Source organism: Streptomyces chryseus (genome assembly GCF_014650755.1).
GTDB classification, from domain to species: Bacteria; Actinomycetota; Actinomycetes; order Streptomycetales; family Streptomycetaceae; genus Streptomyces; species Streptomyces chryseus.
The window spans coordinates 208,344-234,406 of the sequence record NZ_BMVO01000004.1 but is presented as its reverse complement, the minus strand read 5'-3'; the positions used below and the strand labels follow the sequence as shown (position 1 = coordinate 234,406).

Below are 26,063 nucleotides of genomic sequence, written 5' to 3'. Positions count from 1 at the left end.
GGGTCAGCGATGGGCATCCTGGGCGACAGCCTCGACAAGGCCGAGGCGAACACGTTCACCCGGCCTCTCCCGAAGTCGGCGCAGGCGCAGATGCGGTTCCTGGTGAAGCACGAGAGGGGCTCCACCAAGGCTGTGGCCGAGCGGCTGGGCACCTCGCAGCGGACCGTGGAGCGTTACCTCACGGGTCAGTTCAAGCGGCCGCGCAGGGACCTCGCCGCCCGCCTGGCCACGGAGGTGGCCAAGAACTGGCAGCCGAAGGTCCGGGAGCGGGCCAAGAAGCAGGCCGCGAGCACCACCGGCATCGTGATCGAGACCCGCGCGCGGTTCGGATTCACGGCGGCCCCGGGCTCCACGGACGACAGCAGGCTGCGGCTGATCACCCAGCATCTGCCGCCCGCGTACGCGAGCCGCCTCTTCGACGCCCAGGCGGCGGGCGCGACCGAGCAGCAGCTCCAGCGCATCGCCGCCGAAGGGCTCCAGGAGGAGTACTTCAAGGACCGGGGGCGCCGGGCGCCCGGCCTCCAGGTGGAACTGAACGACATCGACTACATCGAGCTCGACTACCGCTAGAAGCACCCGGGGTCGCCGGCCGCCCAGAGGCCGAGGCCCCCGCGCCGAGTTGGTGTGTACCTGCCGCTAGAGTGCGTTCTTCGATCGACGCGCTGTACCGCGAAGGGGGACGCATGAGTGGGCAACTGAGGGACATCGCCAGCGAGTTGGCCGACGTGCTGTGGCGGGAGCACACCGTGTACCGCGACCGCGCCGGGGGAGTGGTCATCAGGGGCGAGCACGTGCGGCGCTGGATAAGCCTCGCACCGGCGGGCGGCCGGGGCGAGATCCTCGTCCGCGCCGGCCGCATCCTCGACGGCGGTACGACGGCCCCGGCCCGCTCGGAGGCGATCGTGCCGCTGGCTGCCGGAACCGGGGAACTCGCCGCGACCTGCCGCCGCCTGCTCGCCGAGGCCGCGGTCGACGCCGCCCCACGCGTGCCCGTCCCCTCGCGCGCGGGCCGCTCCGTCCGCCCCGGCCGCACCCGGAACTCCCGTGGGGCCGGCCGCTCCACAGGCTCTGCCACGCCCCGACGGCGGGGGAGACACACGAGCTTCGGCTCGTTCGTGGTCCTGGTCTGCGTGGCCGGCGTCGTCGCTCTCTACCTCTACAGCGCCGGCGTGTTGGGCAGGTAGCGGAAAGCGCGCCCGCTCAGCCCCGCTTGCGGGCCTCGATGAGGAATCGGGTCGAGTGGGCGACGAACGGTCCTTCGTTCTCGATCTTCTCGTGCAGTTCCCGCAGCCTGTCGCGGTACTCGTCGACGGTGAAGCCGGGGACCATCCAGATCACCTTCCGCAGGAAGTAGATCACCGCGCCGATGTCGAAGAACTCGATCCGCAGCCGTTCGAAGCGCAGGTCGGCCACTTCCAGGCCCGCCGCCTCGGCGTCCCGGCGCTCGTCGTCCGGATGACGCGCGCGGCGTACCTCCTCGGGCTGCGGACCGAGGAAGTACTCGACAAGTTCGAAGACGCTGGAATGACCGACGTGCTGGGAGAGGTACGTGCCGCCGCGCCGCAGCACGCGGGCGATCTCCTCCCACCACACCGTCGCCGGGTGACGGCTGGTCACCAGGTCGAAGGCGCCGTCGGCGAACGGAAGCGGCGGTTCGTCCGAGTCCGCGACCAGGACGGCGCCGAGCGGGTGCAGCAGCCGCGTCGCCTTGGCGACGTTGGGCGGCCACGACTCCGTGGCCACCATGGTCGGCGGCAGCTTCGGCGCGCCCGCCAGGACCTCCCCGCCACCCGTCTGAATGTCCAGCGCGGCCGACGCACGGGCCAAGTGCTCGGCCATCGTGCGCTGGTACCCCCACGAGGGGCGCTGTTCGGTGGCCCGGCCGTCCAGCCAGGAGAAGTCCCAGCCGTCGACCGAGACGGCTCGCGCCTCGGCCACCAGTTCGTCAAAGGTGCGTGACATACCCGGATGATCACCCCGGAACGGGAGCGAAGCAAAGCGATTTCCCTGCGTTCCCGCTGGCAGGAGGCCCGCCGGCCATGACCGCGCCATGCCCGGCCGTACGCCCGTGAGGCCGTCGCCGAGGCCGTTGACCGGGCGCCGGGCATGCGCGTGCGCCGCGGCCCGGGGTGGTCGCCCTGACCCGGGCGGCCGACGCCGCCTCCGACGGGGACGTGCATACCTTGCGCCTGCAGGCGGGCTTCCGACGGGACGTGCGCATACCTTGCGCCCGCACGGCGGCTTCGACGTGGACGTGCGAACGCCTCCACCCGCACGCCGTCGGACCATCCGAACCGCTTCCGTACGAAATCCGAGCCCGGCCGGCCGCGCGGCCGTCAGGATCTGCCCAGGGACACCACGACCATCGCCTTCCCGCTGCTGACCTCCGCCCCCTGCCGACGCGAGTCCAGCAGCGGACCGGCCCATCGCGAAGGCCGATGCTCGTCCGCCCGTGATCGCCGCCCTCGTCGCGGGGCTCCTCGTCGGCTATGGCATCGCCATGCCCGTGGGCGCGGTCGCGGCGTACCTGGTGTCGCTCACGGCTCGTACGTCCCTGAAGACCGGCGCCTGCGCCGCGCTCGGCGTCGCGACCGCCGACGGTCTGTGCGCCCTGATCGCCGCCGTCGGAGGGTCCGCGCTCAGCCCCGTCATCCAGCCGATCGTGCTGCCCCTGCGCTGGGTCTCGGCCTGCGTGCTGATCGGCCTCGCGGTCCGCGGCGGGCTCGAGGCGCTCAGCCAGTACCGCGAGCACCGCACGGCGACCGGCGGCGACGAGGAGCAGGCCGGTGCGGCCCGGGCCTATCTGGCCCTGCTCGGCATGACGATGATGAACCCCACCACCGTCATCTACTTCGCCGCGCTGGTGCTCGGCAGCCGGAGTACGGGCCCGCCGGACCACGCGGAACAGGCCGTGTTCGTACTCGCCGCCTTCGTGGCGTCCGCCAGCTGGCAGCTCCTTCTGGCGGGGGGCGGGGCGCTGCTGGGCCGAGCGCTGACCGGGAGCCGCGGACGGCTCGTCACCGCCATGGCGTCAAGTGCTCTGATCATCGCCTTCGCCCTTCACCTCCTCCTCCAGGGCACGTTCGCCCCGGGGTGACCGGCCAGGTCGGGGCCATACACCCGGACGAGCGGCACGAACGGGCGGTTCACTCGAACGGACTACGAATCCCAGCCCAACCGCCGGGATGCACGGCCGTCTCCGCGTGCGGGGCCGGCGCTTTGCGGCTACTCGTAGGACATGGCATCGAAGTGGCAGCAAGAGCACGGAGACGACGATCCCGACCGCGACCAGCGTCCGCCGGACGCCGGGCCGGACGCGGAGTCCGGCAGCCGTGCGGGTCCGGACCCGCAAGTGGAACGGGACGCTCCCGACACGCCCACCCAGCTGGGCAAGCAGTCGTGGGGGTCGGTGCTCAAGCGCACGATGGCGGAGTTCAAGGACGACGAGCTGACCGACCGGGCCGCCGCGCTGACGTACTACGGCATCCTCGCGCTCTTCCCGGCCCTGCTGGTGCTGGTGTCGATCCTGGGCATCGTGGGCGAGTCGGCGACGAAGGCCGTCCTGGACAACATCGCCAAGCTGACGCCCGGCTCCGCCCGCACCGTCATCACCGGAGCGGTGGAACAACTGCAGGCGAGCGGCAGCGGAACGGGATCGATCATCGCGATCGTCGGTCTCCTCGGCGCGCTCTGGTCGGCCTCCGGCTATGTGGCGGCGTTCATCCGCACCTCCAACGCCGTCTACGACATCCCCGAAGGCCGGCCCGTCTGGAAGATCACGCCGCTGCGGCTGGTCCTGACACTGGCCCTGATGATCATCGCGTGCGTCAGCGCGCTGATCGTGGTGTTCTCGGGCAGTCTGGCCCGGCAGCTGGGCCAGACGCTGGGGATCGGCGACACCGCTCTCAACGTCTGGTCGATCGCGAAGTGGCCGGTCCTCGTCGTGCTGGTCACCATCATGATCGCGCTGCTGTACTGGGCTTCGCCGAACGCGCGGGGCCGGGGCTTCAAGTGGGTCACGCCCGGCAGCTTCCTGGCGCTGGTGATCTGGATGATCGCCTCCGCCCTATTCGCGCTGTACGTGGCGAACTTCGCCTCGTACAACAAGACGTACGGTGCCCTGGCCGGTGTGATCATCTTCCTGGTGTGGCTGTGGATCACGAACCTGGCGATCCTGCTGGGGCTGGAGTTCGACGCGGAGATGACCCGTGAACGTGCCATCGTCGGCGGTCATCCCAGCGACGAGGAGCCCTACGTCGAACCGCGCGACACGCGCAAGTGGACCGATCAGGACCGCAAAGAGATGGGCAGCGACTGACCGTGCCGGAACACCAGGGCAGGGGTGTCGACGGCGTCGGCGTCGCACGGTCCAAGGAAGCCGTGACGCGCTTCCTCCACGACCTGCACCGCTTCGAGAGGCGACTCACCCACCGGGCGGCCTCCTGGGAGTCGCCGTGGGCCCTACAGGTGCTGCCGGCCGTGGAGTCCGCGGCCGAGCGGACCAAGCTCTGGTGGGGCGCGGCCCTCGCCCTGGCCGCCCTCGGAGGCGCCTCGCAACGCCGGGCCGCGGTCGAGGGGGTGGCGAGCATGCTCGCCGCGCAGCTGATCGCCAACGGGGTGTGCAAGCCGCTGTACGAGCGGCGCAGGCCCCCCGCCGACATGCTTCCGCACAACGGCGCGGAGGAGCGGCCCGACAGCTCGTCCTTCCCGTCCGGACACACCGCCGCCGCCGTGGGGTTCACCGTCTCGGTGGCCTTCACCTCGCCCTGGGTGGGCGCGGCGGCCGCGGTTCCGGCCGGGATGGTCGCCGTGCAGCGCGTCCAGGCAGGTGCGCACTACCCCAGCGACGTCGCGGCCGGTGCCGCGATCGGTGTGGGGAGCGCCCTGCTGGTACGTCACGCGCCGCGCCTGCTGCTGCGCCTCCTGCTGTAGGGCGCGCCGGACGCGGGAGCGGACCGGCGCCGCGGATGCGGCCATCGGGCGTGTCCGTCGGTCCGCGCCGCGTGGGGTGTCGGCTGGCGGGCACCCGAGCGAGCGGTTACGACTTGAAACGACAGCCACCAGCGAGCGGGTCAGCGTCGGCGCCCTGTCGGGCGCGGGCGAGAGCGGCAAGGAAAGGCAGGTCACGAGGATGAGCACGTCAGTGGACCAACCGCCCCGCAGGGACGCCGATCGGTCGGTGGGGGACTTGGTCAAGCACGCGTCGGAGCAGATCTCCCAGCTGATGCGGCAGGAACTGCGCCTGGCGCAGGCCGAGATGCAGCAGAAGGGGAAACGGTTCGGGGTCGGCGGCGGTCTGCTGGGTGGAGCCGGCCTGGTGGGCATCCTCGCGCTGCAGGCCGCGGTGGCCACGGCGATCGTCGCGCTGGACCTCGTATGGCCGCTGTGGCTCGCCGCGCTGGTCGTCACGGGCGCGCTCCTCGTCCTGGCCGCGGTCCTCGCCCTGATGGGCAAGAAGCAGGTCGGCCGGGCCACGCCGGCCGCCCCCGAGCGGGCCATCAGCAGCGTCAAGGCCGACGTGGCCGAGATCAAGGAGAGGGCACGGCGATGACGGACAAGGCAAAGGGTGATGGTTCCTCGCCCGACCCCGACGAGCTGCGGGCGCAGGTGGAGCGGACCCGCGCGGAGCTCGGCCGGACGGTCGAGGCACTGGCCGCCAAGGCCGACGTGAAGGCGCAGGCGCAGCAGAAGGCGGCCAAGGTGAAGGGCATGGTGCACGACAAGGCCGCCTCCGCCAACGAGCAGCTCTCGGGGACCGCCCACGTGCTGGGCCGCAAGATGCACCCCCGCGGTCCCGAGGCCGGCGCGACGCACGGCGCGGGCACGCACACCCACCGCAATGTGCTCGTACTGGCCGGGCTGGTGGCTGCGGCGATCGCCGTGGCCGTCGTCGTGACGCGACGCGACGGGAAGTGCTGATGAAGGCGTCCAAGGTTGCCTACAAGCCGGTCGGCATGGTGTTGGGCGCCCTGAGCGGCGCCCTGGCCGGTGCGGCCTTCAAGCAGGTGTGGAAGGTCGTCGGCCACGACGAGGACGCCCCCGACGCCACCGACGAGGAACGTGGCTGGCGGGAAATCCTCATCGCGGCCGCCGTGCAGGGCGCCATCTTCGCCGCGGTCAAGGCGGCGGTGGACCGCAGCGGGGCCACCACCGTGCGCCGCCTGACCGGAACGTGGCCCGGCTGAGCCGCGGTGCGTACGCCGCCCGAGCGGCGCGCGGCGTGCTCGGTGAGCCCTGCCGGTTCAGAGCGCGACGCGTCGCTCGTCGGCCGTGATCGGGAGGTCGTTGATGCTCGCGTACCGGCGCCGCATCAGACCGTTCGCGGCGAATTCCCAGTTCTCGTTGCCGTAGCTGCGGAACCACTGGCCCTGTTCGTCGTGCCACTCGTACTCGAAGCGGACGGCGATCCGGTCGTCCGTGCAGGCCCACAGCTCCTTGCGCAGGCGGTAGTCGAGCTCGCGCCGCCACTTGTCGCGCAGGAACTCCACGATCTGGGCGCGCCCCCGCAGGAAGGTGTCGCGGTTCCGCCACTCGGAGTCCTCGGTGTACGCGAGGGCCACCCGTTCGGGGTCCCGGGTGTTCCACGCCTCCTCGGCGGCCCTTACCTTCTGCCGGGCGGTCTCCTCGGTGAACGGTGGGAACGGCGGCCTCTTGTCGGTCATGGCTCTCCCCTCCAACAAGGGAGAACGGACGTTCTCCCTTGTCTTCGATAGCCTAGGAGAACGGTGATTCTCTCGCAAGGGGAAGTGGGCATGGAAGCCGCGACACAAGAGACCCGCATCCTCGACGCCGCCGAGGAGCTCTTCTACGGGCGCGGCCTGCAGGCGGTCGGCATGGCCGAGATCCGCGACGCGTCGGGAGCCTCCCTCAAGCGCCTCTACCAGCTCTTCCCCTCCAAGGACCACCTGGTGGAGGCCTACCTGCGCCGCCGTGACGTGCGGTGGCGGGCGTCCCTGGCGGCGTACGTCGAGGCCCGGCGCCCGGGGGAGGAGCGGATCCTGGCGGTCTTCGACTGGCTGCGGGAGTGGTTCGCGGAGCCGGCCTTCCGCGGCTGTGCCTTCGTCAACTCCTTCGGGGAGCTGGGCGCCACGTCGGACGCCGTCGCGCGGGCCGCCCGGGACCACGTCGACGCCCTCAGGGACCATCTCGCCGGCCTCGTCACCGAGGCGGGCCACTCCGCCCGGCTGGCCCGCTCGCTCCTCCTCCTGGTCGAGGGCGCGATCTCCACGGCCGCCGTCTCCGGGGACGCCGGCGCGGCCGACGACGCCAGGGAGACGGCGCGCGGGCTGCTGGAGCTGGAGTCCGCCCGCATCAGCGGCGCCGGCTGACGCTCCCGGCGCCGTCCGCGCCGCGCCCCACGACGCCCCGCCGTCACAACCTGCGGTCGACGAGGAACGGCACGAGCGTGAGGAGGTCCCCGACCGCCGCCGGCTCCAGCGGGACGCTCTCCAGGCAGCCGCGCGCACGGTCCAGGTGGCGGTGCGCCTCGGCCAGCGCGGCGCGGCGCCCGCCCGCCTCCTCGACGAGCGCGGCGGCCCGGCGGGCGTCCGCGTCGTCGAGGGAGCCGTCCGACGCGAGGAGCGCCACGAGTTCCCGCGCGGCCGGGCCCCGCGCCGACACCGCCGCGAGGACGGGGTACGTCTTCTTCCCCCGGCGCAGATCGCTGTGCACCGGCTTCCCGGTGACCCGCGGGTCGCCCCAGATCCCCAGCAGGTCGTCCACGGCCTGGAAAGCCACCCCCAGGTGCCGTCCCGCCCGGGTGAGGACGTCGGCCGTGGCCGCCGGAGCTCCGGCCAGTACGGCGCCCAGCCCCGCCGCGCAGCCCAGCAGCGCGCCGGTCTTGTGGCCGGCCATGGTCCGGTACTCCCCGGGGGACACCGCCTCGGGGCCCGTCCACGGCCGGGCCTCGAAGAGCAGGTCCTCGGCCTGCCCGCGCACCAGGTCGCTCAGCGTCCCCGCCAGATGCCGCACGGCCGCCCCGCTGTGTACGTTCCGCGAGTCGGCCAGGGTCTCCACGGCCAGGGCGAACAACGCGTCTCCCGCGAGCACCGCCGGGCCCGTGCCGTACGCCTTCCACACGCTCGGGCGCTGCCGCCGGGTCTCGTCGCCGTCCATGATGTCGTCGTGCAGGAGCGAGAAGGTGTGGATCAGCTCGACGGCGACCGCGCCGGCGACCGCGTCGGCGCCGGACCCGCCCGCCGCCTCGGCGCCGAGCACGGTGAGTGCCTGGCGTACCCCCTTGCCGTGCGAGCCCGTGCCGGGGTCCGGCACCGGCCTGCCGCCCACCTCGCTCCAGCCGAGCGAGAACGCGGCCATCTCGGCCGGCCACGGATGGAGGCGCCGCACCGCCTGCGTGAGGGCGGGCCGCACGAGTGCGCGGCAGCGGTCGAGGATCTGCGGCGCGGTGGCCCGGGTCGTCACCGGCGGCGTCATCGTCGGCCGCCCTCGGCGTCGTCGCCGGCGGTGGCGAGGGGGAGCACGCCGAGCTCGGCGTGGGCCTTGTCGACCATCTCCCGGGCGTGGCGCAGGCCGATCCGGTCGAGGGTACGGCGCAACTCGCCCAGCTCGGCGGCGGTCTCGGCGTGGCCCCGGCCGAGACGGGCGCGCGCTTTGGCCAGCCCCAGACGCGCCAGTGCCTCGCCCCGCGGCTCGCTCATGGCGCGGAACTCGGCGAGCGCCTGCTCGTACACCTGGCGGGCCTCCTCGTAACGGCGGGCCCGGTAGAGCACGTTGGCGCGCATCTTGTGGTTGTAGGCGAGCGCGCTGGACAGGTTCATCTCGCGGCAGGTCAGTTCGGCCTCGCCGAGCAGAGCCAGGGCGCGCTCCGGGTCGTCCCGCAGGGAAACGATGTCAGCCATGCCGCGCAAGGCCCACGCCCTGCCCCGCCGGTCGTCGGCCTTCCCGGCGATGTCGGCCGCCTCCTCGAACATCGCGAGCGCCGTGTCGTAGGAGCCGGTGTTGCGGTGGATCTGCGCGATGCCCTCCAGGGCCCACACGGTGTGGCGGGCCTCGCCGCGCTGCCGCGCCTCGGCGAGCAGTTGCTCGTGCAGTACGGCGACGGCCTGGTAGTCGCCCTGGATGCGTCCGGTCTCCGCCAGGCCGGCCAGGGAGTACCCCCTGGCGACGACGTCCCCGCCCCGCTTGCCCAGGTCGGCCGCGAGCCTCAGCAGCCGGAACGCCAGCGCAAGCGCGCCCCGCTGCCGGGCCAGCGTCCCGCCGCTCCACAAGGCCCAGGCCATGGCCCCCAGGTCACCGGCCGAACGGGCCGCCCGGTAACTGGCCTTCCACGCCCGGTCGGCCTCCTCGACGTTGCCCAGCCTGCGGTGCGCCTCGGCCACGGCCAGCCCGGAACGTGCCACCTCCCGCTGCTCACCGGAGGCCTCGGCCGCCCGCAAGTGGCGCGTGCCCTCTTCCAGTACGTCCGTAAGGGAGGAGTTCACTGACAGCGCGGTGAGGGCGCCTTGGTACTCCGGGGCGAATGCCTTGCTGTGCATGGGTGCCTTTCGTGCGCGGCCAGGGCGGCGGCGCGGCGACTATGCACAGCATGTATACGCACTGTGTATAGATGGCCGGTTCTCGAACCCTGGTGCTCGGGGATCCGGGGACCGCCGACGCTCTCGCGGCGGACCGTCCTGTTGTGGATCAAGACGGCTGCAGCGCGCGCGGGGTTGCTCACGCCCGCTGTGTTTTCTCCGGCCGCCCCCCGCCGGGCTTTCCGGGCACAGCCCGCCGGCACGGCCAGTGCCTCCGGGGCCTTTGGCGACAACTCCTTCCCGCAGCCGGGCGTTCTCCGCCGGGCCGGTGCCCGCCCGTCAGATCCCGCGTGGTGCGGCCCGCGCGGCCCCCGTCCTCACGTACGGATCCGCCGGCCGCTCAGCCGGGTCGGCCCTCGCGGGTCGCCGAGCGGCACACCGAGGGCGGCGGCGGCCGGCCTCCGCGCGGCAGTGGGCGATACGCCGGCCCACAGCAAGGTCCGGGCCGGCAGGCCGTCCGGCCTCGGAGGGTGCCGGCGCGGCGGCGGTCGCGGCGACAGCGGGGGTCATGGCTTGTGTTTCCTTCACCGGGTGCGCGCCGGGGCGTGGGCGGTGCCGCCGCGGCTGATGGTCAGGGGCGGGCTGCAGGCGTCGTACAGCAGCTCGGGGGACGTGATGCGCACGCGGTACGGGCCCTCGGGCAGCTCCGGCACCACGACCGAGGCCCGCAGCGCACGCGGGTCCACCTGGGAGGCGAGTACCGCCGCCTCGGACCACTCCCCTTCTTCGGTCCTGCGTTCCAGGAGGACGCAGCACGGGTGGTCCAGGCCCCCGGTGATCCGCCAGCTGATCTGCCGCCGCTCGACGCAGTTCCAGCACTCCCCTCCCATGGGCGCCTGTACGAGCAACGCGTCCGACGCCGGTTCGCAGGGGGCGGGGCGGGGCGGGAGAACGGCGTCGGTCACCCGCTTCAGTCGAGCTCTGGCCAGCGCGATCCAGCGCATTGTCTTCCTTCCCTGGCGCTCTTCGTGATGCGGGTGTGTCCGCCCTGAAAGCGCCCCACACGGGACCAAGGTCCCGACCGGCAGGGGCCTTCGGCACCACCTGACCGGCGCCCCCGGGCTCCCGCCACAGCCGGCCGGGTGGCGCTGAGCGTTCGCGCGGCTCGGGGGCGGAACCTACGACCCTCCTGCCGGCGCACTCCGCGGAACTGGCCGAGCTGGGACTCACCGTGGCCGCCGCCTACCTGCCGGCCGAGCACGACGCGGCGGTGGGCGGTGACTGGTACAAGTGCCGGCGACTGCGGGACGGGCGGGCGCTCCTCGCCATCGGAGACGCCGTCGGCCACGGGCTGGACGCCGTGGCCCGGATGGCGCAGCAGCGCCACGCCCTCGCCGGCCTCGCCCAGACGGGCGCTTCGGCGGGCGAGATGACGACGTGGCTGAACGAGTTGCTGTGCAGTGACGCGTCCGCGATGACCGCGACCATGATCACCGGGCATGTCGACCACGACCGTGTCCTGCGCTGGGCGTGCGCGGGTCATCCGCCTCCGCTGCTGCGGCGGGGCAATGAGGTGTCACCGCTCCCCTCCGACCACCTCGGCCCGCTGCTCGGCCTGACGCCCGGGTACGCGTACGAGACCGCGGAGGTGCCGCTGCGCAGCGGTGACCTGCTGCTCCTCTACACCGACGGTGTGGTCGAACGCCGGGGTGAGGACATCGCCGAGGGCATCGGCAACCTCAGCCGCAGCCTCTCGGACAACCCCGGACTCTCGCCCGGCGAGACCCTCGACCGGATCATCGCCGAGTACAGGCGCAGCGCCCACGACGACGACGCCTGCCTGCTCGCCGTCCAGGCGGACTGAGTGGACCGGGGGGACGGCCGGCGCGGGTGCGACGCCGAGCCGGCGGGAAGCACGCGCGCGGGCGGCGGGGGACCCGCCGGGTCACGCCTCGTCCCCGAAGCGCAGCACGAAGCGCTTCTGCCAGGGAGTCTCCACGGCGCGCGGGTGGTAGTGCCGACGGGTGTACGCCACGGCCTCGTCCGGCGGCGCCCCGTCCAGGACGGCCAGGCACGCCAGCGCCGTACCGGTGCGTCCGCGCCCGCCGCCGCAGGCGATCTCCACCCGCTCGCCGGCCGCCCGCTCCAGGGCTTCTGCCAGTACGTCCCGGGCCTGGCGGCGGTCGCTCGGCAGCCGGAAGTCCGGCCAGCGCAGAAAACGGGCCTCCCACGCCACCGGCGGCGGTTCCTTGCCCAGCAGGTGGACCGCGAAGGACGGCGCCGGACCCGCGGGCAGCGGACGGCGCAGGCCCCGGCCGCGTACGAGCAGGCCGGAGGGCAGCCTCATCACCCCGGCGTCGGACGGACCCCACTTCTCGCTCACGCGTCCACTCTAGGCAGGTGGTCCGAGGCTTCGGAGAGGAAGCGGCACACCCGGGGCTCGTCCGGGCGATCCGCCCGCAGGGGTGTGAACATCCGCGTCCGTCCGGGTGGCGCCGCGAAGTGATGCGCCACCCTGGCCGCATCCGCCGTCCTCGCCGGCGCGGGCACCGCCAGCGCCGACGCCTACGCCGAGGGCAAGGTGAAGCGCTCGCCCGGTTTCCTCTCGGGCAACCTCGTCCAGATCCCGATCCACGCCCCGATCAACGTCTGCGGCAACACCGTCAACGTCATCGGGCTGCTCAACCCGGCCCTCGGCAACCGCTGCTTCAACAAGTAGTCACCGCCGCCGCGCCGCGGGCCGCGGGTGAGTCACGCTCCCCGCGGCCCGCGCGCCCGGCCGTACCGCGTCAGGCGGCCGACATCTTCGGCATCTCGCCGCTCGTCGTCGTCAGGTCGATCACGGCGAACGCCGCGCCCTGCGGGTCCGCCAGCGCCGCGAACCGGCCGAACGGGCTGTCCATCGGCCCGAAGTGCAGCGTGCCGCCGCGCTCGGTGGCCTTCGCCACCGCCGCGTCGCAGTCCTCGACGGTGAAGTACACCTGGATGTACGGCGGGATCTCCGGCGGGAAGTCGTCCGTCATCGTCATCCGCCCCAGGACGGCGTCGTCGCCGACGTTGAAGACCTTGAAGTCGATCGCGTCGTCCTCCATCCGCTGCGCGGTGTACGGGAAGACGGCGGGGAAGAAGGCGTCCGACTTCTCCGGGGCGCGCGTGAAGACCTGGGCCCAGGCGTACGCTCCGGGCTCGCCGCGCTTCTCGAAACCCTCGTGCCGGCCCGCCTGCCACACGCCGAACACGGCGCCGCCCGGGTCCTTCGCCAGCAGCATGGAGCCGAAGTCGCCGACCTGCATCGGCTCCATCAGCACCTCGCCGCCGTTGTCAGTGATCTTCCGCGCGGTGGCGGCGACGTCCGGCGACGCGAGGTACAGACACCAGGACGACGGGGCGTCCTGGCCGGGCATCGGCGGGACGACGGCGGCCACCGCCTTGCCGTCGGAGTACGCCTGGGTGTAGTCGCCGTACTCGGTCGAACTCTCGGCGAAGGTCCAGCCCAGCACGTCGCCGTAGAAGCTCTTGGCACCTTCCACATCGGTGAACATCGCGTCGGCCCAGCACGGAACGCCCTCTGGTTGCGCGGCCATCGTTTCGCTCTCTCCTGCTCGGTGATTGGTCCGTATTCATAACGGTATCCAGTCATATACCCGTGTGCAGGGCTCGCGTCTGCGCCGGCCGCCGCGTCCGACCGCTTCCGCGCGCGGGCCCCGCAAGGCCGAAGGGGTGACAGTACGCAACCAGGTGAGTGACTCCACGCCCGTGGCGATCACCTCCGGCCGCTTCCGTGCGTTGAGGTGGGCTCGCGATCTCGCCCGTGGTCCCAGCCTGGCGATCCCTCTCATCCTCTGGAGGTTCCATGCTCCGCTTCCGTGCCCGACAGCTGTCCGCCGCCGTGACCACCGCCGCCATGGCGATGACGGTCACGGGCGCCTTCGCCCTCACCGCCCAGGCGGCCCCGGCGCCGAAGGCCGAGTCCAAGGCGAAGGTGCTCAACTGGCTGGCGCACAAGCACTCGGACAGCATGCCGCACAAGCTGCGCAAGGGCGGCGACTGGACGTCGTACGCGTACCTGTACGACATCAAGAAGGGCAAGGTCGGCAAGAAGATCGGTGACGCCACCGCCCACTGCAGCGCCGTCGAGGTGACGCCCCACAGCGTCATCGCGCAGTGCCACAGCGTGCTGCGCACCGACCACGGCAGCATCACCGTCAGCGGCACCGTGGACTACCGCGGCCACGGCCCGTACGGCGGCGACGCCGCGATCACCGGTGGCACCGGCAAGTACGAGGACGCCGAGGGTCAGGTCGAGGCCGTCTTCCACGGTGACTACGCCAAGCTGCGCATCAGCCTCGACGACTGACGAGTGGTACGCCGACCGCCCGCCCCGCCACCGGGGCGGGCGGTCGGGTGATTGACGGCGGATGGTGCCTGTGTGGGGGGAGAGGGGGAACAAGCCTAGGGTGCCTGAAGTTACCGACCCGCTGCTGAACCTCGTCAAGCGGCACAAAGAACCCGTGGTCGTACAGACCGTCAGGTCCACGGTTGCCGCAGTGATCTCCTACGTCGTCGCCCTGGCGCTGAGCAGCGAACCGGCGCCGCTGACCGCCCCGCTGACCGCACTGCTCGTCGTCCAGGTCACCCTGTACGCGACCCTCACCACCAGCATGCGCCGCATGAACTCGGTGGTGGCCGGGGTGGTCATCGCCATCGGATTCAGCTCCCTGGTCGGGTTGAGCTGGTGGAGCCTCGGGCTCATCATCCTCGCCTCGTTGACCATCGGCCGGTTCGTGAAGGCCGGTGAGTTCGTGCCCGAGGTGGCGATCAGCGCCATGCTGGTGCTCGGGGTGACGCGGGTTGCCGCGACAGCCTGGGACCGGGTACTGGAGACGCTGATCGGGGCGGTCGTCGGACTTCTCTTCAACGTCCTGTTCGCCCCGCCGGTTTGGGTGCAGCCCGCCAGCGCCGCCATCGAGGGCCTCGCCGGCCGGATGCGCGACCTGTTCGTCCGGCTCGGGGACCAGGTGCGCGGCCACACGACCGTGGCGGACGCCGCCGAGGTGCTGCACGACGCGCGCCGGCTGGACCACGACATCGTCGAGGTCGACGCCTCCCTGCGGCAGGCGGAGGACAGCCTCCGCCTGAATCCCCGGGTCAAGGAGGGTCTGCTCTTCCGGGTCGTCCTGCGCACCGGCCTGGACACCCTGGAGATCTGCGCCGTGGTGCTCCGTACGGCGTGCCGCACCCTGACCGACCTCGCCAAGGCGCGTACGGACGAGCCGCTCTTCCCGCAGGAGATCGCGACCGGCCTTTCGGAGCTGTTCGTCCACATGGCCCGTGCGGTCGAGAGCTTCGCCGTACTCATCACCACGCAGGTCAGCGTGAACGCCGAGGAGGCGGAGGAGCGGCTCGTCAGCGAGCTCGCCGCGAGCCGCGCCAGCCGCGAGATCGTGGCGCACCTGCTGCTCGACGGCGTGCAGGAGCACCCGCGCCAGTGGCAGCTGCACGGCGCGCTGCTGGCCGAGATCGACCGGATCCTGGACGAGCTGGACGTGGAGAAGCGGTCCATGCGGCTGGTGGAGGAACTGGACCGGCAGTCGCGGGAACAGCGGGAGAAGTACCCCGTGGTGGACAAGCTCCGCGGCAGGCTGCGCCTCGGCCGGTCCCGTGAGGCTCCCGAGGAAACCCTCGACTAGGGACGCGACGACCGGGTACCCGGTGCTCGTGCCAAGATCCGCGCGGCAGACACGCTGCCGCGCGTCACCCAAGAGGAGGCGCAGATGAGCACGGTGAAGGAGACGGTAGAGGTCGAGGTCCCCGTTCGCACCGCCTACAACCAGTGGACGCAGTTCGAGGAGTTCCCGAACTTCATGGAGGGGGTGGAGGAAGTCAGGCAGATCGACGACCGCCACAACCACTGGACCACGAAGATCGGCGGCGTCACGCGCGAGTTCGACACCGAGATCGTCGACCAGCTCCCCGACGAGCGGATCACCTGGCGTACCACCGGCGGTGACACGCACCAGAAGGGCATGGTCCGGTTCCAGCGGCTGGACGACACGCACACGCGCGTGGAACTCGTGATGGACATCGACGCGAGCGGCGCGGCGGAGAAGGCCGCGGACATGACCGGCATGATCGACCGGCGCGTGAAGGGTGACATGCGGCGGTTCAAGGAGTTCATCGAGCACCGCGACGGCGAATCCGGCTCCTGGCGCGGCCGCATCACGCCCGGCTGACCCCGGCCGGCGGCGAACCGACGGCTCTGACGCTCCGCGGCGTCGGGGCCGTCGCCGCTGTGCTGGGGGGTACCGACACGACCTCGCCGGATTGAGCGGGGGCTTGTCAAGTTTGCTGCGGCGAGCTATATAGATGTTGTCGCCATGTGCATCCCGTATCCGGGAAAGGAGTGACCGATGATGCTCATGCGTACCGACCCCTTCCGTGAACTCGACCGCCTCACCCAGCAGCTGGTGGGTACCGGCGCGAGGCCCGCCGCCATGCCGATGGACGCCTTCCGGCAGGGCGACACGTTCGTCGTCGAACTGGACCTCCCCGGCGTGGACCCCGAGTCGATCGACCTGGACGTCGAGCGGAACGTGCTGACCGTACGGGCCGAGCGCCGCTCCCGCGCGGGACAGGACGCGGAGGTCCTGATCGCGGAACGGCCGACCGGGTCCTTCAGCCGCCAGATGTTCCTGGGCGAGACGCTGGACACCGAACGCATCGACGCGTCGTACGACGCCGGAGTGCTGCGCCTGACCATTCCCGTCGCGGAACAGGCCAAGCCGCGCAAGATCTCGATCTCCGGGGGCAGCGGCCCCAAGGAGATCAACGGCTGACTCCGGCGGGGCGGGACCGGCGACCGCGTTCCCGGTCCCGCCCCATCCCGCGCCCCGCCCCGAGCGGGCGCGAGCCCCACAGCACCCGTACGTACGAGGGAGGCCGGCGGCATGGTCATGAAATGGGACGCGTTCCTGTCCGCCGTGCAGGAACGGGGCCAGTACCCCTCACGGCAGGAGGCCGAGCGGGCGACCAGGGTGGTGATCGCCCTCCTGGGCGCGCACGTGGTGGGCTCCGAGCGGTCCGAACTGGCCGCCCGGCTGCCGGAAGGCTGCGCCCTGCTGTTGCTCAACCCGTTGCCCGCCGCCGAGCCGCTCGGGCCCGAGCGGTTCGTACGGGCGACGGCGGCGTGGATCGAGGGCGCCACGGAGGAGACGGCGAACTGGGACGTCAGCGCCGTTCTCAGCGCCGTCGCCGACGCGGCCGACGACGAACTGATGCGCCGCGTCCTGCTCCAGCTGCCTCCCGGCTACGACCTCCTCTTCGGCCGCCCCCAGCCGTCGTGAGCCGTGGGGCGTTCGGCGGAGTCGGCACGGCGGCCGGGCGGGCCCGCGCATAAGGTGCTGCCTTCCTGAAGTGGGGGCATGCTGATGTGGGACACCTCGCAGAACAACAGAAAGCGCACACAAGCACCACATGAGTAACAACCGGATACCTCCGGTCATCACGAAAACAGCAGAGAGGCAGGTAGCCACAGTGATGCGGTGGAACGAACTCGTACAGCAGGTCCGCGCCTCAGGGCAGTACGCCACCGACGCCGAGGCGGAGCGCGTCCTGCGCACCGTACTGACTGTGCTGGGCACACATACCAGTGGTGAAGAGCGCCGCGAACTGGTGCGCCTGCTGCCCGTGGAAGCGGCCGTCATCCTCGCCCGCCAGGCCCCGGCGGCCCGGTCCCTGACCGCACCGGAGTTCGTCGAAGCCGTCGCCGCGCGACTCGGGGGACTCACGCACCCGGCCGCGCGATGGGGAGTGAGTTCCGTGCTCGGCGTGGTGGCCGACTGCGTGGGCGACGACCTCACCCGCCGCATCACCGCCGTACTGCCGAGGGGTTACGCCCTGCTCTTCGGCCGCGCCGAACTGGCCCCGGCAGCCGCCTGAGCCCGCTGCGGAACGCCGCCTGCCGACAGGGGGAACGCTCGCCGAGCGTTCCCCCTTCTGTGTGCTTCCCGCCTCCCGCCCGCTGCCGGTTCGGTGCATACGGCCGTACGCTTGCCGTATGGCGGACAAGGAACGCGTGACCATCACGATCCCGGCGGAGAGCGCGGCCGCGCTGCGGCGGCTCGCCAAGGAGAAGCGCATCGAGTCCGTGTCGGCGTACGTGACCGAGGCGGTCGAGGAGCGCCTCGGCCGCGAGGAACGCGCCCAGCGCATCATCGAGGGCTGGGCCGCCGAGGTCGAACGGGCCGGCGTCGAGGAGTGGGCCGAGGCGGTGGAGTGGGCGCGGGCCTCCGACCGGCGGGGAGACGACGCGGGGGGCGCTGCCGCGTGATCGGCGGATACATCCTCGACGCCGGCGCCATAAGGCAACTCGTCCTCGGCCGGCCCTTCATGGTGGCCCGGCTGGTCGTCTCGGTCGAGCAGATCCAGGTCCTGTACGTCCCCACCACGGCCCTGGCCGCGGGCCTGATCGGCCACGACATCTCACCCCGGCGGCGGGAGCAGGTCGACCTCGCGCTGGCGGCTCCGGTCTTCGAGTTCCACCGTCTCGACCGCCCGGCCGCGCTCGCCGTCGCGGAACTCGCCACCATGGCGCAGGTCGACCTGGCCACCGCCCACGCCGGCCACCTCGCCCTGCGGCGACCGGGCTGGCCGGTCATCACCGACCGCCCGGCCGAGCTGCACAAGATGCACCCGGGCATCGAGACGGTCGAGCTGCCGTAACCGGCCGGCCGGTCGGCTCCGCCGTCACTGCGCTTGGCGCGCGGCCTCCTCGGCCCGGCGACGGGCCGCGCGCGCCTCGGCGGCGGCCTCCCGGGCGCGGCTCCGCGCCTCGGCGACCTCGTCGCGGGCCGCCCGCTGCCGCTCCTTGGCGGCCTTCAGTCGCTCGGCCAGCGAGGACACCTCGTCCTCGGCCTCCCGCAGCCGGCTCTCCGCCCGCTTGCGTTCCTCCTCGCGGGCCGGCGCCCGCTCTTCCGCGGCTCTCGCGTCCTTCTCGGCCTTCTCGGCCCGGGCACGCCGCTCCGCACGCGCCCTCTGCTCCCGCTCGTCCTGTCGCTCATCCCTCTTCCCTGTCTTCTCTCTCGTCCCGCTGTCGGTGACGGCGGGACGGGAAGCCTCGCGCACCACGGCCTCCGGGGCGGTGGCAGCGGTGAATCCGACCGGCGGGCTGAGCGATGTGGTGAGGCATCCCGCAGCCCACTCCCGCGCCGCTTCCGGGTCGGCGAGAACGGCGTGCAGGGTGCTCTCCACCTCGTGCCGCACGTCCTCGCCGACCGGATGCCCGGCGTCGGCGGCCAGTTGCCGCGCCTGCCGGGCCAGTGCGCCGACCAGGTCGTGCTGGCGCCGGCCCAGCTCCCGCAACTGCTCCCCGTCGAGCTCCCGGTGGGCCTGGCGCATGCCTTCGCCGAGACTCAGCAGCGGCCGCACCTGCTCGGGCAGTCGGCGTACGAGCAGATTGCTCGCCCAGGCGGACAGCGTCGGGCGGCGCAGGGCCTGGATCCGCCCCGCCAGCTCGCGGTCGCCCGCCGTGCGGGCCGCCGCCACCCGCTCGTTCCTGGCGGGCGTGAAGTCGGCCGGGTGCAGGCCGTACAGCTCGTCGGTGACGCTCTCCAGGTCCACGGTTCTCCCTCTCACCCGCTCCCATCATCCGTCCGACCGGGCGCGAAGCGGCGATCCGGCGGTCGCGATCGGCCTAGCGCGCCCCGGTATACGGGTGACTTCCCGCGTAGCGGAACGCCGACGGGGAAGGCGGATGGCACGATCGGCCGCGGGGTCGCTGACGCCCCACCGGCGTGTACGGGTACCGACGAGGAGAGGGCTGGCCGTGGCGGGAGAGGATCTGGGGCGTCTGTTCCGGGGGCTGCTGGGGAGCGACGACGCAAGGGCCGACCTGCTCGGTTCGCTGCTTGACGAGCTGGGCGGCAGTACGGCGGGAACCGGCAACCCGCTCGACGGGCTGCTGGCGGCGCTCGGCGAAGGAGGTCTGGGCCACCAGGCGCACTCCTGGGTGGCGGCGGGCCCCAACGAGCCCATCGACGGCACGCAGCTCGTGGGAGCGCTGCCGCCGGACACGCTCGACGAGGTCGGCCGGCGAGCCGGGCTGAGCGCGGCCGAGGCGGCCGACCAGCTGGCGCAGGTCCTGCCGGAGGCGGTGGACAGGCTGACGCCCGGGGGACAGCTTCCGCACGACACGTCATTGGAAGACTTGATCAAGTCGCACACCTCGTGACGTCATGACCCTCTGACGCCGCACCTGCCGGTCGCGCCGGGCCGGGTGACGTCGACGGCCGGGGCGGGGTGCCTACGCGGGGCCGGGTTCCGGTGTGCCCTCGTCGTTGTCGTCCCGCTCTCCCTCCGCCTGGGACGGCGTCGTCTGCCGTACGTCCTCGTGCTTCTCGCCCTCGCGCTCGCCCTCTGCCTGGGAAGGTGACTGTTCGGTCATCGCTGGATCCTCACTGCCGGGAGCCGTTGGTGTGGCCGGTGGCCGTCGAAGGGCGCGGCCCTGCACACACCAATTTTCGCCGCACGGCACCTTTCCTGCGATCCGGCGGACCCGTCCAGCGGGCGCGGCGGAGGTCCGCCCACCAGGACGGTGTCATGCGGTGGGCGGCTTGCGCAGTTCCTCGTTGAGACGCAGGGCTTCTTCGAGCTGGTCTTCCAGGATGACGATGCGGCAGGCGGCTTCGATCGGCGTACCGGCGTCGACGAGCTCGCGTGCCCGGGCCGCGACGCGCAACTGGTAGCGGGAGTACCGGCGGTGGCCGCCGGCGGACCGCAGAGGGGTGATGAGCCGGGCCTCGCCGATGGCGCGCAGGAAGCCGGGCGTCGTGCCGATCATCTCGGCGGCGCGGCCCATCGTGTAGGCCGGATAGTCGTCGTCGTCGAGCCGGTCGGTGGTGGCGGGTGTTCTCGGGGTGAGCGGGTGGGCTTCTTGCGTCATTTGCACCTCTTCTGGGACGCGTCGAGGGGCCCCGGCGCCGTAACGGCACCGGGGCCCCGAGGTTCTTGCGCCATCCACCGGCTCCGAGCTGGGCCGGTTTCCGCGCGATGCGCTGATCTGTGGGCAGTATCGCAAACCTTAGCGACGCGGGGCGTGGATGTCTATCGCCGCCGCAACAGATATTCAGGCATGCCGCACGATGGATCAGCCGCCGCTCCCGCCGTCGACACGCAGTCGTACGTGCTGCTCCAGCCGTTCGAGGCTGTCGTCGAGGGCGGCGTGCACGGCCTTCTCGCCGGGGTCGTGCTCCTCGTCGAAGAAGGACAGGTGCACGGTCACCTCGGTGGCCCCGCTGCCGATGCCGGCCACCTGGAGCCACCCGGCGTAGCCGCCCTGGTCCCTCGTTCCCCACTCCAGCCGCATCTGCTCCTTGTGGGCGCGCAACAGGGCAGCGGTGTCCTGGTCGGTGCGGTCCTCGTGGACGGTGACGGCGGGCAGTTCCCCGGCGCGCACGTGCAGTGCCCGCGGCAGCCACGCGTCCAGTCGGTCCACGTCGGCCGCCTGGTCGAAGACCTGCTCGGGCAGTGCGGGCATCGTGCGTGAACGCTCGTATTCGGTCATCACCACACCATTCCTCGGCTCGAAACCGTCCGACGAACGCTTGCCCGACTCGTCGGACATGAAGCCGCGCGCCCGCACAACCACCCGTTCGCCGCAGGTCGCGCATCCAGATGCCGAGACGGTGCCGACGTCGCCCGCGCCACCCCTTGACGCGCCTCGCGGGCCCTCACATACTGGCGGCCAAATCGATTTGGCCGAGTCGATGTGGCCCCCGTCCCGGGCCGGATCACGGTCGAAACCGGAGCGAGCCGAACGGAGCTCGAACGTGCCCAGTCCCCGCCCCGCGTCCCTTCACCCCCAGCCGGCCCACCCCGGGCCGGACCCCCGCGAACCGATCCATCCTGTGGACGAATCCCGCCCGTTCGGCAGAATCCTGCTGTTCGGCATCCAGCACGTACTCGTCATGGCCGCGACCCCCATCTCGGCGATCTTCCTGATGAGCGCGACCCTGCGGCTCGACGCCGGCCTGACCGTCGACCTGCTCTCGGCGGCCTTCCTGCTCTCCGGCGTCGGAAGCCTGATCCAGTCGCTCGGGCCGTGGAAGTTCGGTCCCAAACTGCCGTTCGTCATGCTGCCCGGCGGCGCCCCGCTGATCCTCTTCCTGGCGATCGCCGAACAGCACGGCCTGCCCACCGCGAGCGGCGCGGTGATCATCACCGCCGCCTTCTACTTCGTCGTACTGCCCGTCTTCTCCCGGCTGCTGGCGTTCTTCCCCGCCCTCGTCATCGGCACGATGATCGTCATCGTCGGTGTGAACCTGGTGAAGGTCGGCGCGCTGCTCGTCACCGGCCGTCCCGGGCAGCCCGGTTTCGCCGACACCACCAACCTCCTCCTCGGGCTGGCGACCATCGGCTTCACCGTCGCCTTCTACTGGCTGTTCACCGGTGTGCTGCGGCAGCTCGCCGTCATGCTCGGCCTGATCGCGGGTACGGCCCTGGCCTTCGCGCTCGGCTCCGTCGACGCCGGCCGGGCGGCCGAAGGCGGCCTGCTGAGCGTCCCGCAGCTCCTGCCCTTCGGCTCACCCGAGTTCAACCTGCTCGCCGCCCTGCCGCTGATGCTCTACAGCCTCGCCTCCATGGCGGAGGCCACCGGCCAGACCGTGATCAACGCGGAAGCCGTCGGCAAGGAGATCGACAAGCGCGCGGACGTGCCCAAGACCATCCGCGGCGACGCGCTGACCTCCCTCTTCGGCGGCTTCTTCGGCCTGCCGCTGATGGTGACCAGCGGCGAGAACATCGGCATCGTCCGCGTCACCGGCGTACGCAGCCGTTACGTCACCGCGGCCGCCGGCGTCGTACTCATCGCCATCGGCTTCCTGGCCCCCGCCACCCGCGCCATCAGCGTCGTCCCGTCGGCCGTCGTCGGGGGCACCGCCATGGTCGTCTTCGCCGTCATCACGGTGCTCGGCATACAGATGCTGGGGCGCGCCGACGTGGACCAGCACACCAACACCTTCATCTGCGCCGTCGCGATCGCCCTCGGCCTGCTGCCGATCCTCATCCCCGGGGTGTACGGCGGCTTCGCGCCGGGCCTGAGGATCCTGCTCGAAAGCGGTGTCGCCGTCGGGGCGTTCGTCGCCGCCGTACTCAACATCCTCTTCCACCACGTGCGCCCCCGCCTCACGCGCACACCGGCCCCGGCGGACAGCGGCGCACCCGCCCCCACCCCGCACTCCTGACCCGTCCCAGCGGAAAGAGCCCGATGAACCACCCGTTCGACCTGCCCGGCCTCCCGGGCCCGCCCCCCGACCGACTGCGCACCGACGGCGACGCCCTGCTCCTCGCCCCCGACGTGGTGCTGACCCCCGACGGACCGATGGACCACTACGCGGCCGTCGTCAGCGGCGGCACGTTCCTCGCCGTCGGACCGGCCGAGCAACTGGAGCGCGCCCACCCGCACCTGACGCCCGTGAGGCTGCGCGGACAGATCCTGATGCCCGGCTTCGTCGACGCCCACCACCACCTCACCCAGACCTTCGGGGCCGCCCTGGCCTTCGGAGAGCCCTCCGAGATCTTCCGCCGGGTCTGGGTGCCCCTGGAGGGCGCCCTCGACGAGGAGGCGGTGTACGTCGCGGCGAAGCTCGCCGCGCTCGAGTCGCTGCGCGGCGGGTTCACCACCGTCGCCGAAGCGGGCACCCGGGCCGACGTGGACGTGGAACTGGTGGCCGCGGCGGCCCGGGACGCGGGAATCCGGTGCGTACTCGGCCTCGTGTGCAACGACGCCGACAACGCCACCGACACCGCGACGAGCCTGGCCCGCGCCGAGAAGCACCTCGTCCGTTACTGCACCGAGGAGTTGATCCACCCGTCCCTCGCCGTCTCCGTCCCGGAGGCGGCGACGGCCCGCACCCTGCGCGACACCGCCCGGCTGGCCGCGTCGGCGGGAGCCGTCGTCCAGATCCACGTCAACGAGCATCTCGCCGCCGTGGAACGCTCCCTCGTCGAGCACGGGCTGCGCCCCCTGGAATACCTCCACGAAGTGGGCGCGCTCGGGCCGCAGTTGCTGGCCGCGCACGCCACCCTGCTCACCCCGCGCGAACTGACCCTGCTCGCCGACTCCGGCGCCGCCGTGAGCTACAACCCCGTCGCCAGCGCCTGGAAGGGCAACGCGGTGGCCCCGGCGACCACCATGGCCGAGCGCGGCATCCGGTTCGGTCTCGGCACCGACGGCACCCGGGGAGACGCCTTCCGCCTGGCCGAGGCCGCCGAGTTCGCGCAGCGGCTCGCGTACGGGCTGGCCACCGGAGACTCCTCCTGCGGCGCCGGCTGGACCTGGCTGGAGCACGCGGCCCGGGGCGGCGCCGACGCCGTGGGGCTCGGCGCCCGTACCGGCCGAATAGCCGAGGCAGCCGCCGCCGACTTCCTGCTCGTCGACGTCAGTGGTCCCGAGATGCGGCTGTCCTGGGACCTGCCGTGGGAGCTGGTACGACGCGGCAACCGCGACCAGATCACCGCCGTCTTCGTCGCGGGCCGGCTGCGTCTGTGGCGCGGCTGGCCGGTCGACTGGGACGGCCCGGCGCTGGTGCGGCGGGCCGCCGAGCTCAGCCGTGACGTGCTGCTGCGTGCCCCCGTGACCCGGGTGCACCCCACGTCCACGGCCGCGCGGCGCGCCCGGGCCCAGGGGAGCGCGGCGCAGTGAGTACGGAGACGATGGCGGTCCTCGCGGTGACCGTGGCCGTCGCGGCGTTCGTCCAGGGCTCCAGCGGTCTGGGGTTCGCGCTGATCGTCGCGCCGGTCGCGGGGCTCCTCGATCCGGGACTGGTCCCCGTCTTCGTGCTCGCGTCGATGATCCCGCTCAATGCGTACGTCGCCTGGCGCGAGCGGGACTCCCTGGACCTGCGCGGCGCGGGCTGGATCACCGCGGCGCGGCTGGCCGCCACCCCCGGCGGGCTCATGCTGCTGTGGGTCATCCCGGACCGCAGCCTCGGCCTGTTCGTCGGGGCGGCGACCGTGCTGGCGGCGGTGGTGAGCCTCGCCGCCCCGGCGTTCACACCCGGGCGCGGGGCCTACGTCGCCGCCGGGGCCGTCACCGGACTGACCGAGACCGCGACCGGGGTCGGCGGGCCGCCCCTGGCGCTGGTCTACCAGCACCGCCCGCCCGCCGAGCTGCGCTCCACGGTGGCGGTGTGCTTCCTAGTCGGCGAAGTCGCCTCGCTGGCGCTGCTGTTCGCCACCGGTCAGGGCAGCCCGGCCCAACTGGGCTGGGTGGCACTGCTGTTGCCGGCGCTCGCGGTGGGAGCCTGGCTGAGCCGTCTGGTGCACCACCGCCTCGACGCCCGCAGGACCCGCCAGTTCGTACTGGCCTTCGCCCTCGTCTCCGGGGCGGTGCTCATGCTGGCGCCGTGACGCGCAGCGACGAAGCGCGGGGCACGACCCGGGGCTCGGGCATCTCGGCGGCCGGCCCCCCGGCGCCCGGCACGCCGCCGAGGCGGCCGAGCAGCAGCTCCACCGCCTCGGCGGCGGCCCGGTCGAGGTGCAGGTCGACGGCGGTCAGCGGGGGGTCGCAGGTCCGGGCCCGCAGACCGTCGTACCGCGTGACGACCATGACGTCGTCGGGGATCCCGCGGCCGCTGTCCCGGATCGCCCGTACGGCGCCGACCGCGAACGCGTCCACGAGCGCGCAGACCGCGTCGGTCCGCGGGTACTCGGCCAGCAGGGCGGCGCAGCGGTCGTACCCGGCCTGCTCGCCGCCCTCCTCCGGGGCCGTCACCACGACAGGTGCCCAGCCCTGCTCGGCGGCGACGCGTTCGTACGCGGCCCGGGCGTCGACCGCGGAGTGGCGGGCGCCGGCGCCGATGAGCAACGCGGGCCGGCGCGCTCCCTGCTCCCGCAGGTGCGCCAGGAGCAGCTCGGCGACCAGGCCGCCGCGCAGATCGACGTACGGGGCGTCGTCGCCCGGCGACATGGGCCGGCCGAGCGCGACGTACGGCAGATGGCGCTCGCGCAACTGCGCCACGGCGCGGTCGTCCTCGTCGGGCTCCACGACGATCGCGCCGTCGATGTCCAACGAGTACAGCGCCGACCCCGACTGCACGGGCGGCACGAGGACGAGTGCGTAGTCGTGGACGAGCGCCCGCTCGGCGGCGGCCGCGGCGACCTCCATGTAGAAGCCGAGCCGGGACGGCCCGCCGGCCACCGCGAAGGGCATCGACGAGGCGAGCGCGATGGCCTTCGCCTGCCCCCGGCGCAGTCGCTGGGCCCGCAGGTTCGGGCGGTAACCCAGCTCGGCGGCGACCTTCTTGATGCGTTCGCGGGTCCGGGGGTCGACCTTGCCGAGGCCGTTGAGCGCGTGCGAGACAGTCGTCCGCGACACCCCGGCGGCCGCGGCGACATCGGCGATCGTCGGCGGTCGTGCACCGGGACCGGAAGTGGGCATCTGCGCTGACGCTCCTCGCTGCTTCTGCGGACGAGTGACTCCGGCGGTGGAGTCGCTCCGGCGGACGGGTGACACGGGACAGCCACATCTTCCCCGACCGGCCCCCCTTCGCACACGCGTACGCGGCATCGCCGGTTGCTCCATTGGGCGCAAAC

The 26,063-nt window shown here is 72.5% G+C and carries 35 protein-coding genes; 23 read left to right on the top strand and 12 right to left on the bottom strand.

The annotated features are described in order from the left end of the window. The first annotated feature begins 9 nt into the window (after nucleotides 1–9). Together tpg and IE185_RS10085 are read left to right on the top strand one after the other, a co-directional pair. Nucleotides 10–570, top strand: coding sequence for a telomere-protecting terminal protein Tpg (gene tpg / locus IE185_RS10090; protein ID WP_138895110.1), 561 nt, complete (start codon nucleotides 10–12; stop codon nucleotides 568–570). Nucleotides 571–683: 113 nt separating this feature from the next. Next, complete coding sequence (locus tag IE185_RS10085; RefSeq protein WP_138895111.1) at nucleotides 684–1,184, top strand: hypothetical protein; 501 nt, start codon at nucleotides 684–686, stop codon at nucleotides 1,182–1,184. 16 nt (nucleotides 1,185–1,200) lie between these two features. Here IE185_RS10085 and IE185_RS10080 read toward each other — a convergent pair whose 3' ends face one another. Next, nucleotides 1,201–1,962, bottom strand: a complete 762-nt coding sequence (locus tag IE185_RS10080; protein ID WP_138895112.1) for a class I SAM-dependent methyltransferase — start codon at nucleotides 1,960–1,962, stop codon at nucleotides 1,201–1,203. Nucleotides 1,963–2,452: 490 nt separating this feature from the next. Here IE185_RS10080 and IE185_RS10075 point away from each other — a divergent pair, with 490 nt between their 5' ends. From IE185_RS10075 to IE185_RS10050, 6 genes are all read left to right on the top strand, one after another. After that, entirely contained in the window at nucleotides 2,453–3,097 is a 645-nt protein-coding gene (locus IE185_RS10075; RefSeq protein ID WP_229843431.1) for a LysE family transporter, read from the top strand. A 141-nt stretch (nucleotides 3,098–3,238) separates the two neighbouring features. Continuing rightward, complete coding sequence (locus IE185_RS10070) at nucleotides 3,239–4,318, top strand: YihY/virulence factor BrkB family protein (protein WP_138895113.1); 1,080 nt, start codon at nucleotides 3,239–3,241, stop codon at nucleotides 4,316–4,318. Between the two features lie 2 nt (nucleotides 4,319–4,320). Then, the gene (locus IE185_RS10065) at nucleotides 4,321–4,932 is read left to right on the top strand and encodes a phosphatase PAP2 family protein (protein ID WP_229843430.1); all 612 of its coding nucleotides are present in this window, start codon (nucleotides 4,321–4,323) and stop codon (nucleotides 4,930–4,932) included. 199 nt (nucleotides 4,933–5,131) lie between these two features. After that, entirely contained in the window at nucleotides 5,132–5,551 is a 420-nt protein-coding gene (locus IE185_RS10060) for a phage holin family protein (RefSeq protein WP_138895114.1), read from the top strand. Next, on the top strand, nucleotides 5,548–5,919 hold the full coding sequence (locus tag IE185_RS10055; protein ID WP_138895115.1) for a DUF3618 domain-containing protein: 372 nt from the start codon (nucleotides 5,548–5,550) through the stop codon (nucleotides 5,917–5,919). Before IE185_RS10060 ends, IE185_RS10055 begins: the two co-directional genes overlap by 4 nt. After that, nucleotides 5,919–6,185, top strand: a complete 267-nt coding sequence (locus IE185_RS10050; protein ID WP_138895116.1) for a DUF4235 domain-containing protein — start codon at nucleotides 5,919–5,921, stop codon at nucleotides 6,183–6,185. Before IE185_RS10055 ends, IE185_RS10050 begins: the two co-directional genes overlap by 1 nt. 57 nt (nucleotides 6,186–6,242) lie before the next feature. Here the strand turns inward: IE185_RS10050 and IE185_RS10045 are convergent, their stop codons facing one another. Then, nucleotides 6,243–6,662: a nuclear transport factor 2 family protein gene (locus IE185_RS10045; RefSeq protein ID WP_138895117.1), complete on the bottom strand. Its 420-nt coding sequence runs from the start codon at nucleotides 6,660–6,662 to the stop codon at nucleotides 6,243–6,245. 90 nt (nucleotides 6,663–6,752) lie between these two features. Between IE185_RS10045 and IE185_RS10040 the strand changes: the two genes are divergently transcribed. Further along, nucleotides 6,753–7,328, top strand: coding sequence for a TetR/AcrR family transcriptional regulator (locus IE185_RS10040; RefSeq protein WP_138895118.1), 576 nt, complete (start codon nucleotides 6,753–6,755; stop codon nucleotides 7,326–7,328). A 43-nt stretch (nucleotides 7,329–7,371) separates the two neighbouring features. On the opposite strand, the gene IE185_RS10035 is transcribed toward IE185_RS10040, so the two are convergent. From IE185_RS10035 to IE185_RS10025, 3 genes are all read right to left on the bottom strand, one after another. Continuing rightward, entirely contained in the window at nucleotides 7,372–8,433 is a 1,062-nt protein-coding gene (locus IE185_RS10035) for a polyprenyl synthetase family protein (RefSeq protein WP_138895119.1), read from the bottom strand. After that, the gene (locus tag IE185_RS10030) at nucleotides 8,430–9,494 is read right to left on the bottom strand and encodes a tetratricopeptide repeat protein (protein WP_138895120.1); all 1,065 of its coding nucleotides are present in this window, start codon (nucleotides 9,492–9,494) and stop codon (nucleotides 8,430–8,432) included. Before IE185_RS10030 ends, IE185_RS10035 begins: the two co-directional genes overlap by 4 nt. A 563-nt stretch (nucleotides 9,495–10,057) precedes the next feature. After that, nucleotides 10,058–10,438, bottom strand: a complete 381-nt coding sequence (locus IE185_RS10025) for a hypothetical protein (protein ID WP_189715004.1) — start codon at nucleotides 10,436–10,438, stop codon at nucleotides 10,058–10,060. A gap of 266 nt (nucleotides 10,439–10,704) precedes the next feature. On the opposite strand from IE185_RS10025, the gene IE185_RS10020 reads away from it, so the two are divergent. Then, nucleotides 10,705–11,337, top strand: a complete 633-nt coding sequence (locus IE185_RS10020) for a PP2C family protein-serine/threonine phosphatase (RefSeq protein WP_229843429.1) — start codon at nucleotides 10,705–10,707, stop codon at nucleotides 11,335–11,337. Nucleotides 11,338–11,418: 81 nt separating this feature from the next. Here the strand turns inward: IE185_RS10020 and IE185_RS10015 are convergent, their stop codons facing one another. Next, nucleotides 11,419–11,820 (bottom strand): protein-tyrosine phosphatase family protein, encoded by a 402-nt coding sequence (locus tag IE185_RS10015; protein WP_373303707.1) that lies wholly within the window; start codon nucleotides 11,818–11,820, stop codon nucleotides 11,419–11,421. 168 nt (nucleotides 11,821–11,988) lie between these two features. On the opposite strand from IE185_RS10015, the gene IE185_RS10010 reads away from it, so the two are divergent. Next, nucleotides 11,989–12,192, top strand: a complete 204-nt coding sequence (locus IE185_RS10010; protein ID WP_138895124.1) for a chaplin — start codon at nucleotides 11,989–11,991, stop codon at nucleotides 12,190–12,192. 70 nt (nucleotides 12,193–12,262) lie between these two features. Here the strand turns inward: IE185_RS10010 and IE185_RS10005 are convergent, their stop codons facing one another. Further along, nucleotides 12,263–13,057, bottom strand: a complete 795-nt coding sequence (locus IE185_RS10005) for a VOC family protein (protein WP_138895125.1) — start codon at nucleotides 13,055–13,057, stop codon at nucleotides 12,263–12,265. A gap of 269 nt (nucleotides 13,058–13,326) precedes the next feature. Here IE185_RS10005 and IE185_RS10000 point away from each other — a divergent pair, with 269 nt between their 5' ends. The 8 genes from IE185_RS10000 to IE185_RS09965 all read left to right on the top strand — a co-directional run bounded on the left by IE185_RS10000 (nucleotide 13,327) and on the right by IE185_RS09965 (nucleotide 18,194). Next, nucleotides 13,327–13,830, top strand: a complete 504-nt coding sequence (locus IE185_RS10000; protein WP_138895126.1) for an allene oxide cyclase barrel-like domain-containing protein — start codon at nucleotides 13,327–13,329, stop codon at nucleotides 13,828–13,830. Nucleotides 13,831–13,930: 100 nt separating this feature from the next. Beyond that, nucleotides 13,931–15,163, top strand: coding sequence for an FUSC family protein (locus IE185_RS09995; protein ID WP_138895127.1), 1,233 nt, complete (start codon nucleotides 13,931–13,933; stop codon nucleotides 15,161–15,163). Nucleotides 15,164–15,247: 84 nt separating this feature from the next. Further along, nucleotides 15,248–15,706: an SRPBCC family protein gene (locus IE185_RS09990; protein WP_138895128.1), complete on the top strand. Its 459-nt coding sequence runs from the start codon at nucleotides 15,248–15,250 to the stop codon at nucleotides 15,704–15,706. Nucleotides 15,707–15,883: 177 nt separating this feature from the next. Further along, nucleotides 15,884–16,309 carry an Hsp20/alpha crystallin family protein gene (locus tag IE185_RS09985; RefSeq protein WP_138895129.1) on the top strand — a complete coding sequence of 142 codons (426 nt, stop codon included), beginning with the start codon at nucleotides 15,884–15,886 and terminating at the stop codon, nucleotides 16,307–16,309. A gap of 111 nt (nucleotides 16,310–16,420) precedes the next feature. Further along, nucleotides 16,421–16,816, top strand: coding sequence for a DUF2267 domain-containing protein (locus tag IE185_RS09980; RefSeq protein ID WP_138898278.1), 396 nt, complete (start codon nucleotides 16,421–16,423; stop codon nucleotides 16,814–16,816). A gap of 193 nt (nucleotides 16,817–17,009) precedes the next feature. Further along, entirely contained in the window at nucleotides 17,010–17,411 is a 402-nt protein-coding gene (locus IE185_RS09975; protein WP_138898277.1) for a DUF2267 domain-containing protein, read from the top strand. Between the two features lie 118 nt (nucleotides 17,412–17,529). Next, entirely contained in the window at nucleotides 17,530–17,802 is a 273-nt protein-coding gene (locus tag IE185_RS09970) for a ribbon-helix-helix domain-containing protein (protein WP_138898276.1), read from the top strand. Then, nucleotides 17,799–18,194: a hypothetical protein gene (locus tag IE185_RS09965; protein WP_138898275.1), complete on the top strand. Its 396-nt coding sequence runs from the start codon at nucleotides 17,799–17,801 to the stop codon at nucleotides 18,192–18,194. Before IE185_RS09970 ends, IE185_RS09965 begins: the two co-directional genes overlap by 4 nt. Before the next feature lie 24 nt (nucleotides 18,195–18,218). Here IE185_RS09965 and IE185_RS09960 read toward each other — a convergent pair whose 3' ends face one another. Then, complete coding sequence (locus IE185_RS09960; protein WP_138898274.1) at nucleotides 18,219–19,091, bottom strand: hypothetical protein; 873 nt, start codon at nucleotides 19,089–19,091, stop codon at nucleotides 18,219–18,221. Nucleotides 19,092–19,296: 205 nt separating this feature from the next. On the opposite strand from IE185_RS09960, the gene IE185_RS09955 reads away from it, so the two are divergent. Further along, nucleotides 19,297–19,701, top strand: a complete 405-nt coding sequence (locus IE185_RS09955) for a YidB family protein (protein ID WP_138898273.1) — start codon at nucleotides 19,297–19,299, stop codon at nucleotides 19,699–19,701. Between the two features lie 72 nt (nucleotides 19,702–19,773). Here the strand turns inward: IE185_RS09955 and IE185_RS09950 are convergent, their stop codons facing one another. The 3 genes from IE185_RS09950 to IE185_RS09940 form a co-directional block, all read right to left on the bottom strand. After that, the gene (locus IE185_RS09950) at nucleotides 19,774–19,914 is read right to left on the bottom strand and encodes a hypothetical protein (protein WP_167518923.1); all 141 of its coding nucleotides are present in this window, start codon (nucleotides 19,912–19,914) and stop codon (nucleotides 19,774–19,776) included. A 153-nt stretch (nucleotides 19,915–20,067) separates the two neighbouring features. Further along, entirely contained in the window at nucleotides 20,068–20,412 is a 345-nt protein-coding gene (locus IE185_RS09945) for a MerR family transcriptional regulator (protein WP_138898272.1), read from the bottom strand. Between the two features lie 204 nt (nucleotides 20,413–20,616). Then, entirely contained in the window at nucleotides 20,617–21,033 is a 417-nt protein-coding gene (locus IE185_RS09940) for an SRPBCC family protein (RefSeq protein ID WP_138898279.1), read from the bottom strand. Between the two features lie 334 nt (nucleotides 21,034–21,367). Between IE185_RS09940 and IE185_RS09935 the strand changes: the two genes are divergently transcribed. Genes IE185_RS09935 through IE185_RS09925 form a run of 3 tightly spaced genes read left to right on the top strand, consistent with a single transcriptional unit; the run spans nucleotide 21,368 to nucleotide 24,878 of the window. Beyond that, nucleotides 21,368–22,711: a uracil-xanthine permease family protein gene (locus IE185_RS09935; protein WP_373303706.1), complete on the top strand. Its 1,344-nt coding sequence runs from the start codon at nucleotides 21,368–21,370 to the stop codon at nucleotides 22,709–22,711. Between the two features lie 23 nt (nucleotides 22,712–22,734). Next, a complete protein-coding gene (locus IE185_RS09930; protein WP_138895535.1) occupies nucleotides 22,735–24,171 on the top strand; it encodes an amidohydrolase family protein in 1,437 nt (478 codons plus the stop codon). Then, complete coding sequence (locus tag IE185_RS09925; protein WP_138895536.1) at nucleotides 24,168–24,878, top strand: sulfite exporter TauE/SafE family protein; 711 nt, start codon at nucleotides 24,168–24,170, stop codon at nucleotides 24,876–24,878. The genes IE185_RS09930 and IE185_RS09925 overlap by 4 nt, the downstream gene beginning before the upstream one ends. Here the strand turns inward: IE185_RS09925 and IE185_RS09920 are convergent. Next, nucleotides 24,862–25,908: a LacI family DNA-binding transcriptional regulator gene (locus tag IE185_RS09920; RefSeq protein ID WP_138895537.1), complete on the bottom strand. Its 1,047-nt coding sequence runs from the start codon at nucleotides 25,906–25,908 to the stop codon at nucleotides 24,862–24,864. The genes IE185_RS09925 and IE185_RS09920 overlap by 17 nt on opposite strands. Nucleotides 25,909–26,063: the final 155 nt, after the last annotated feature.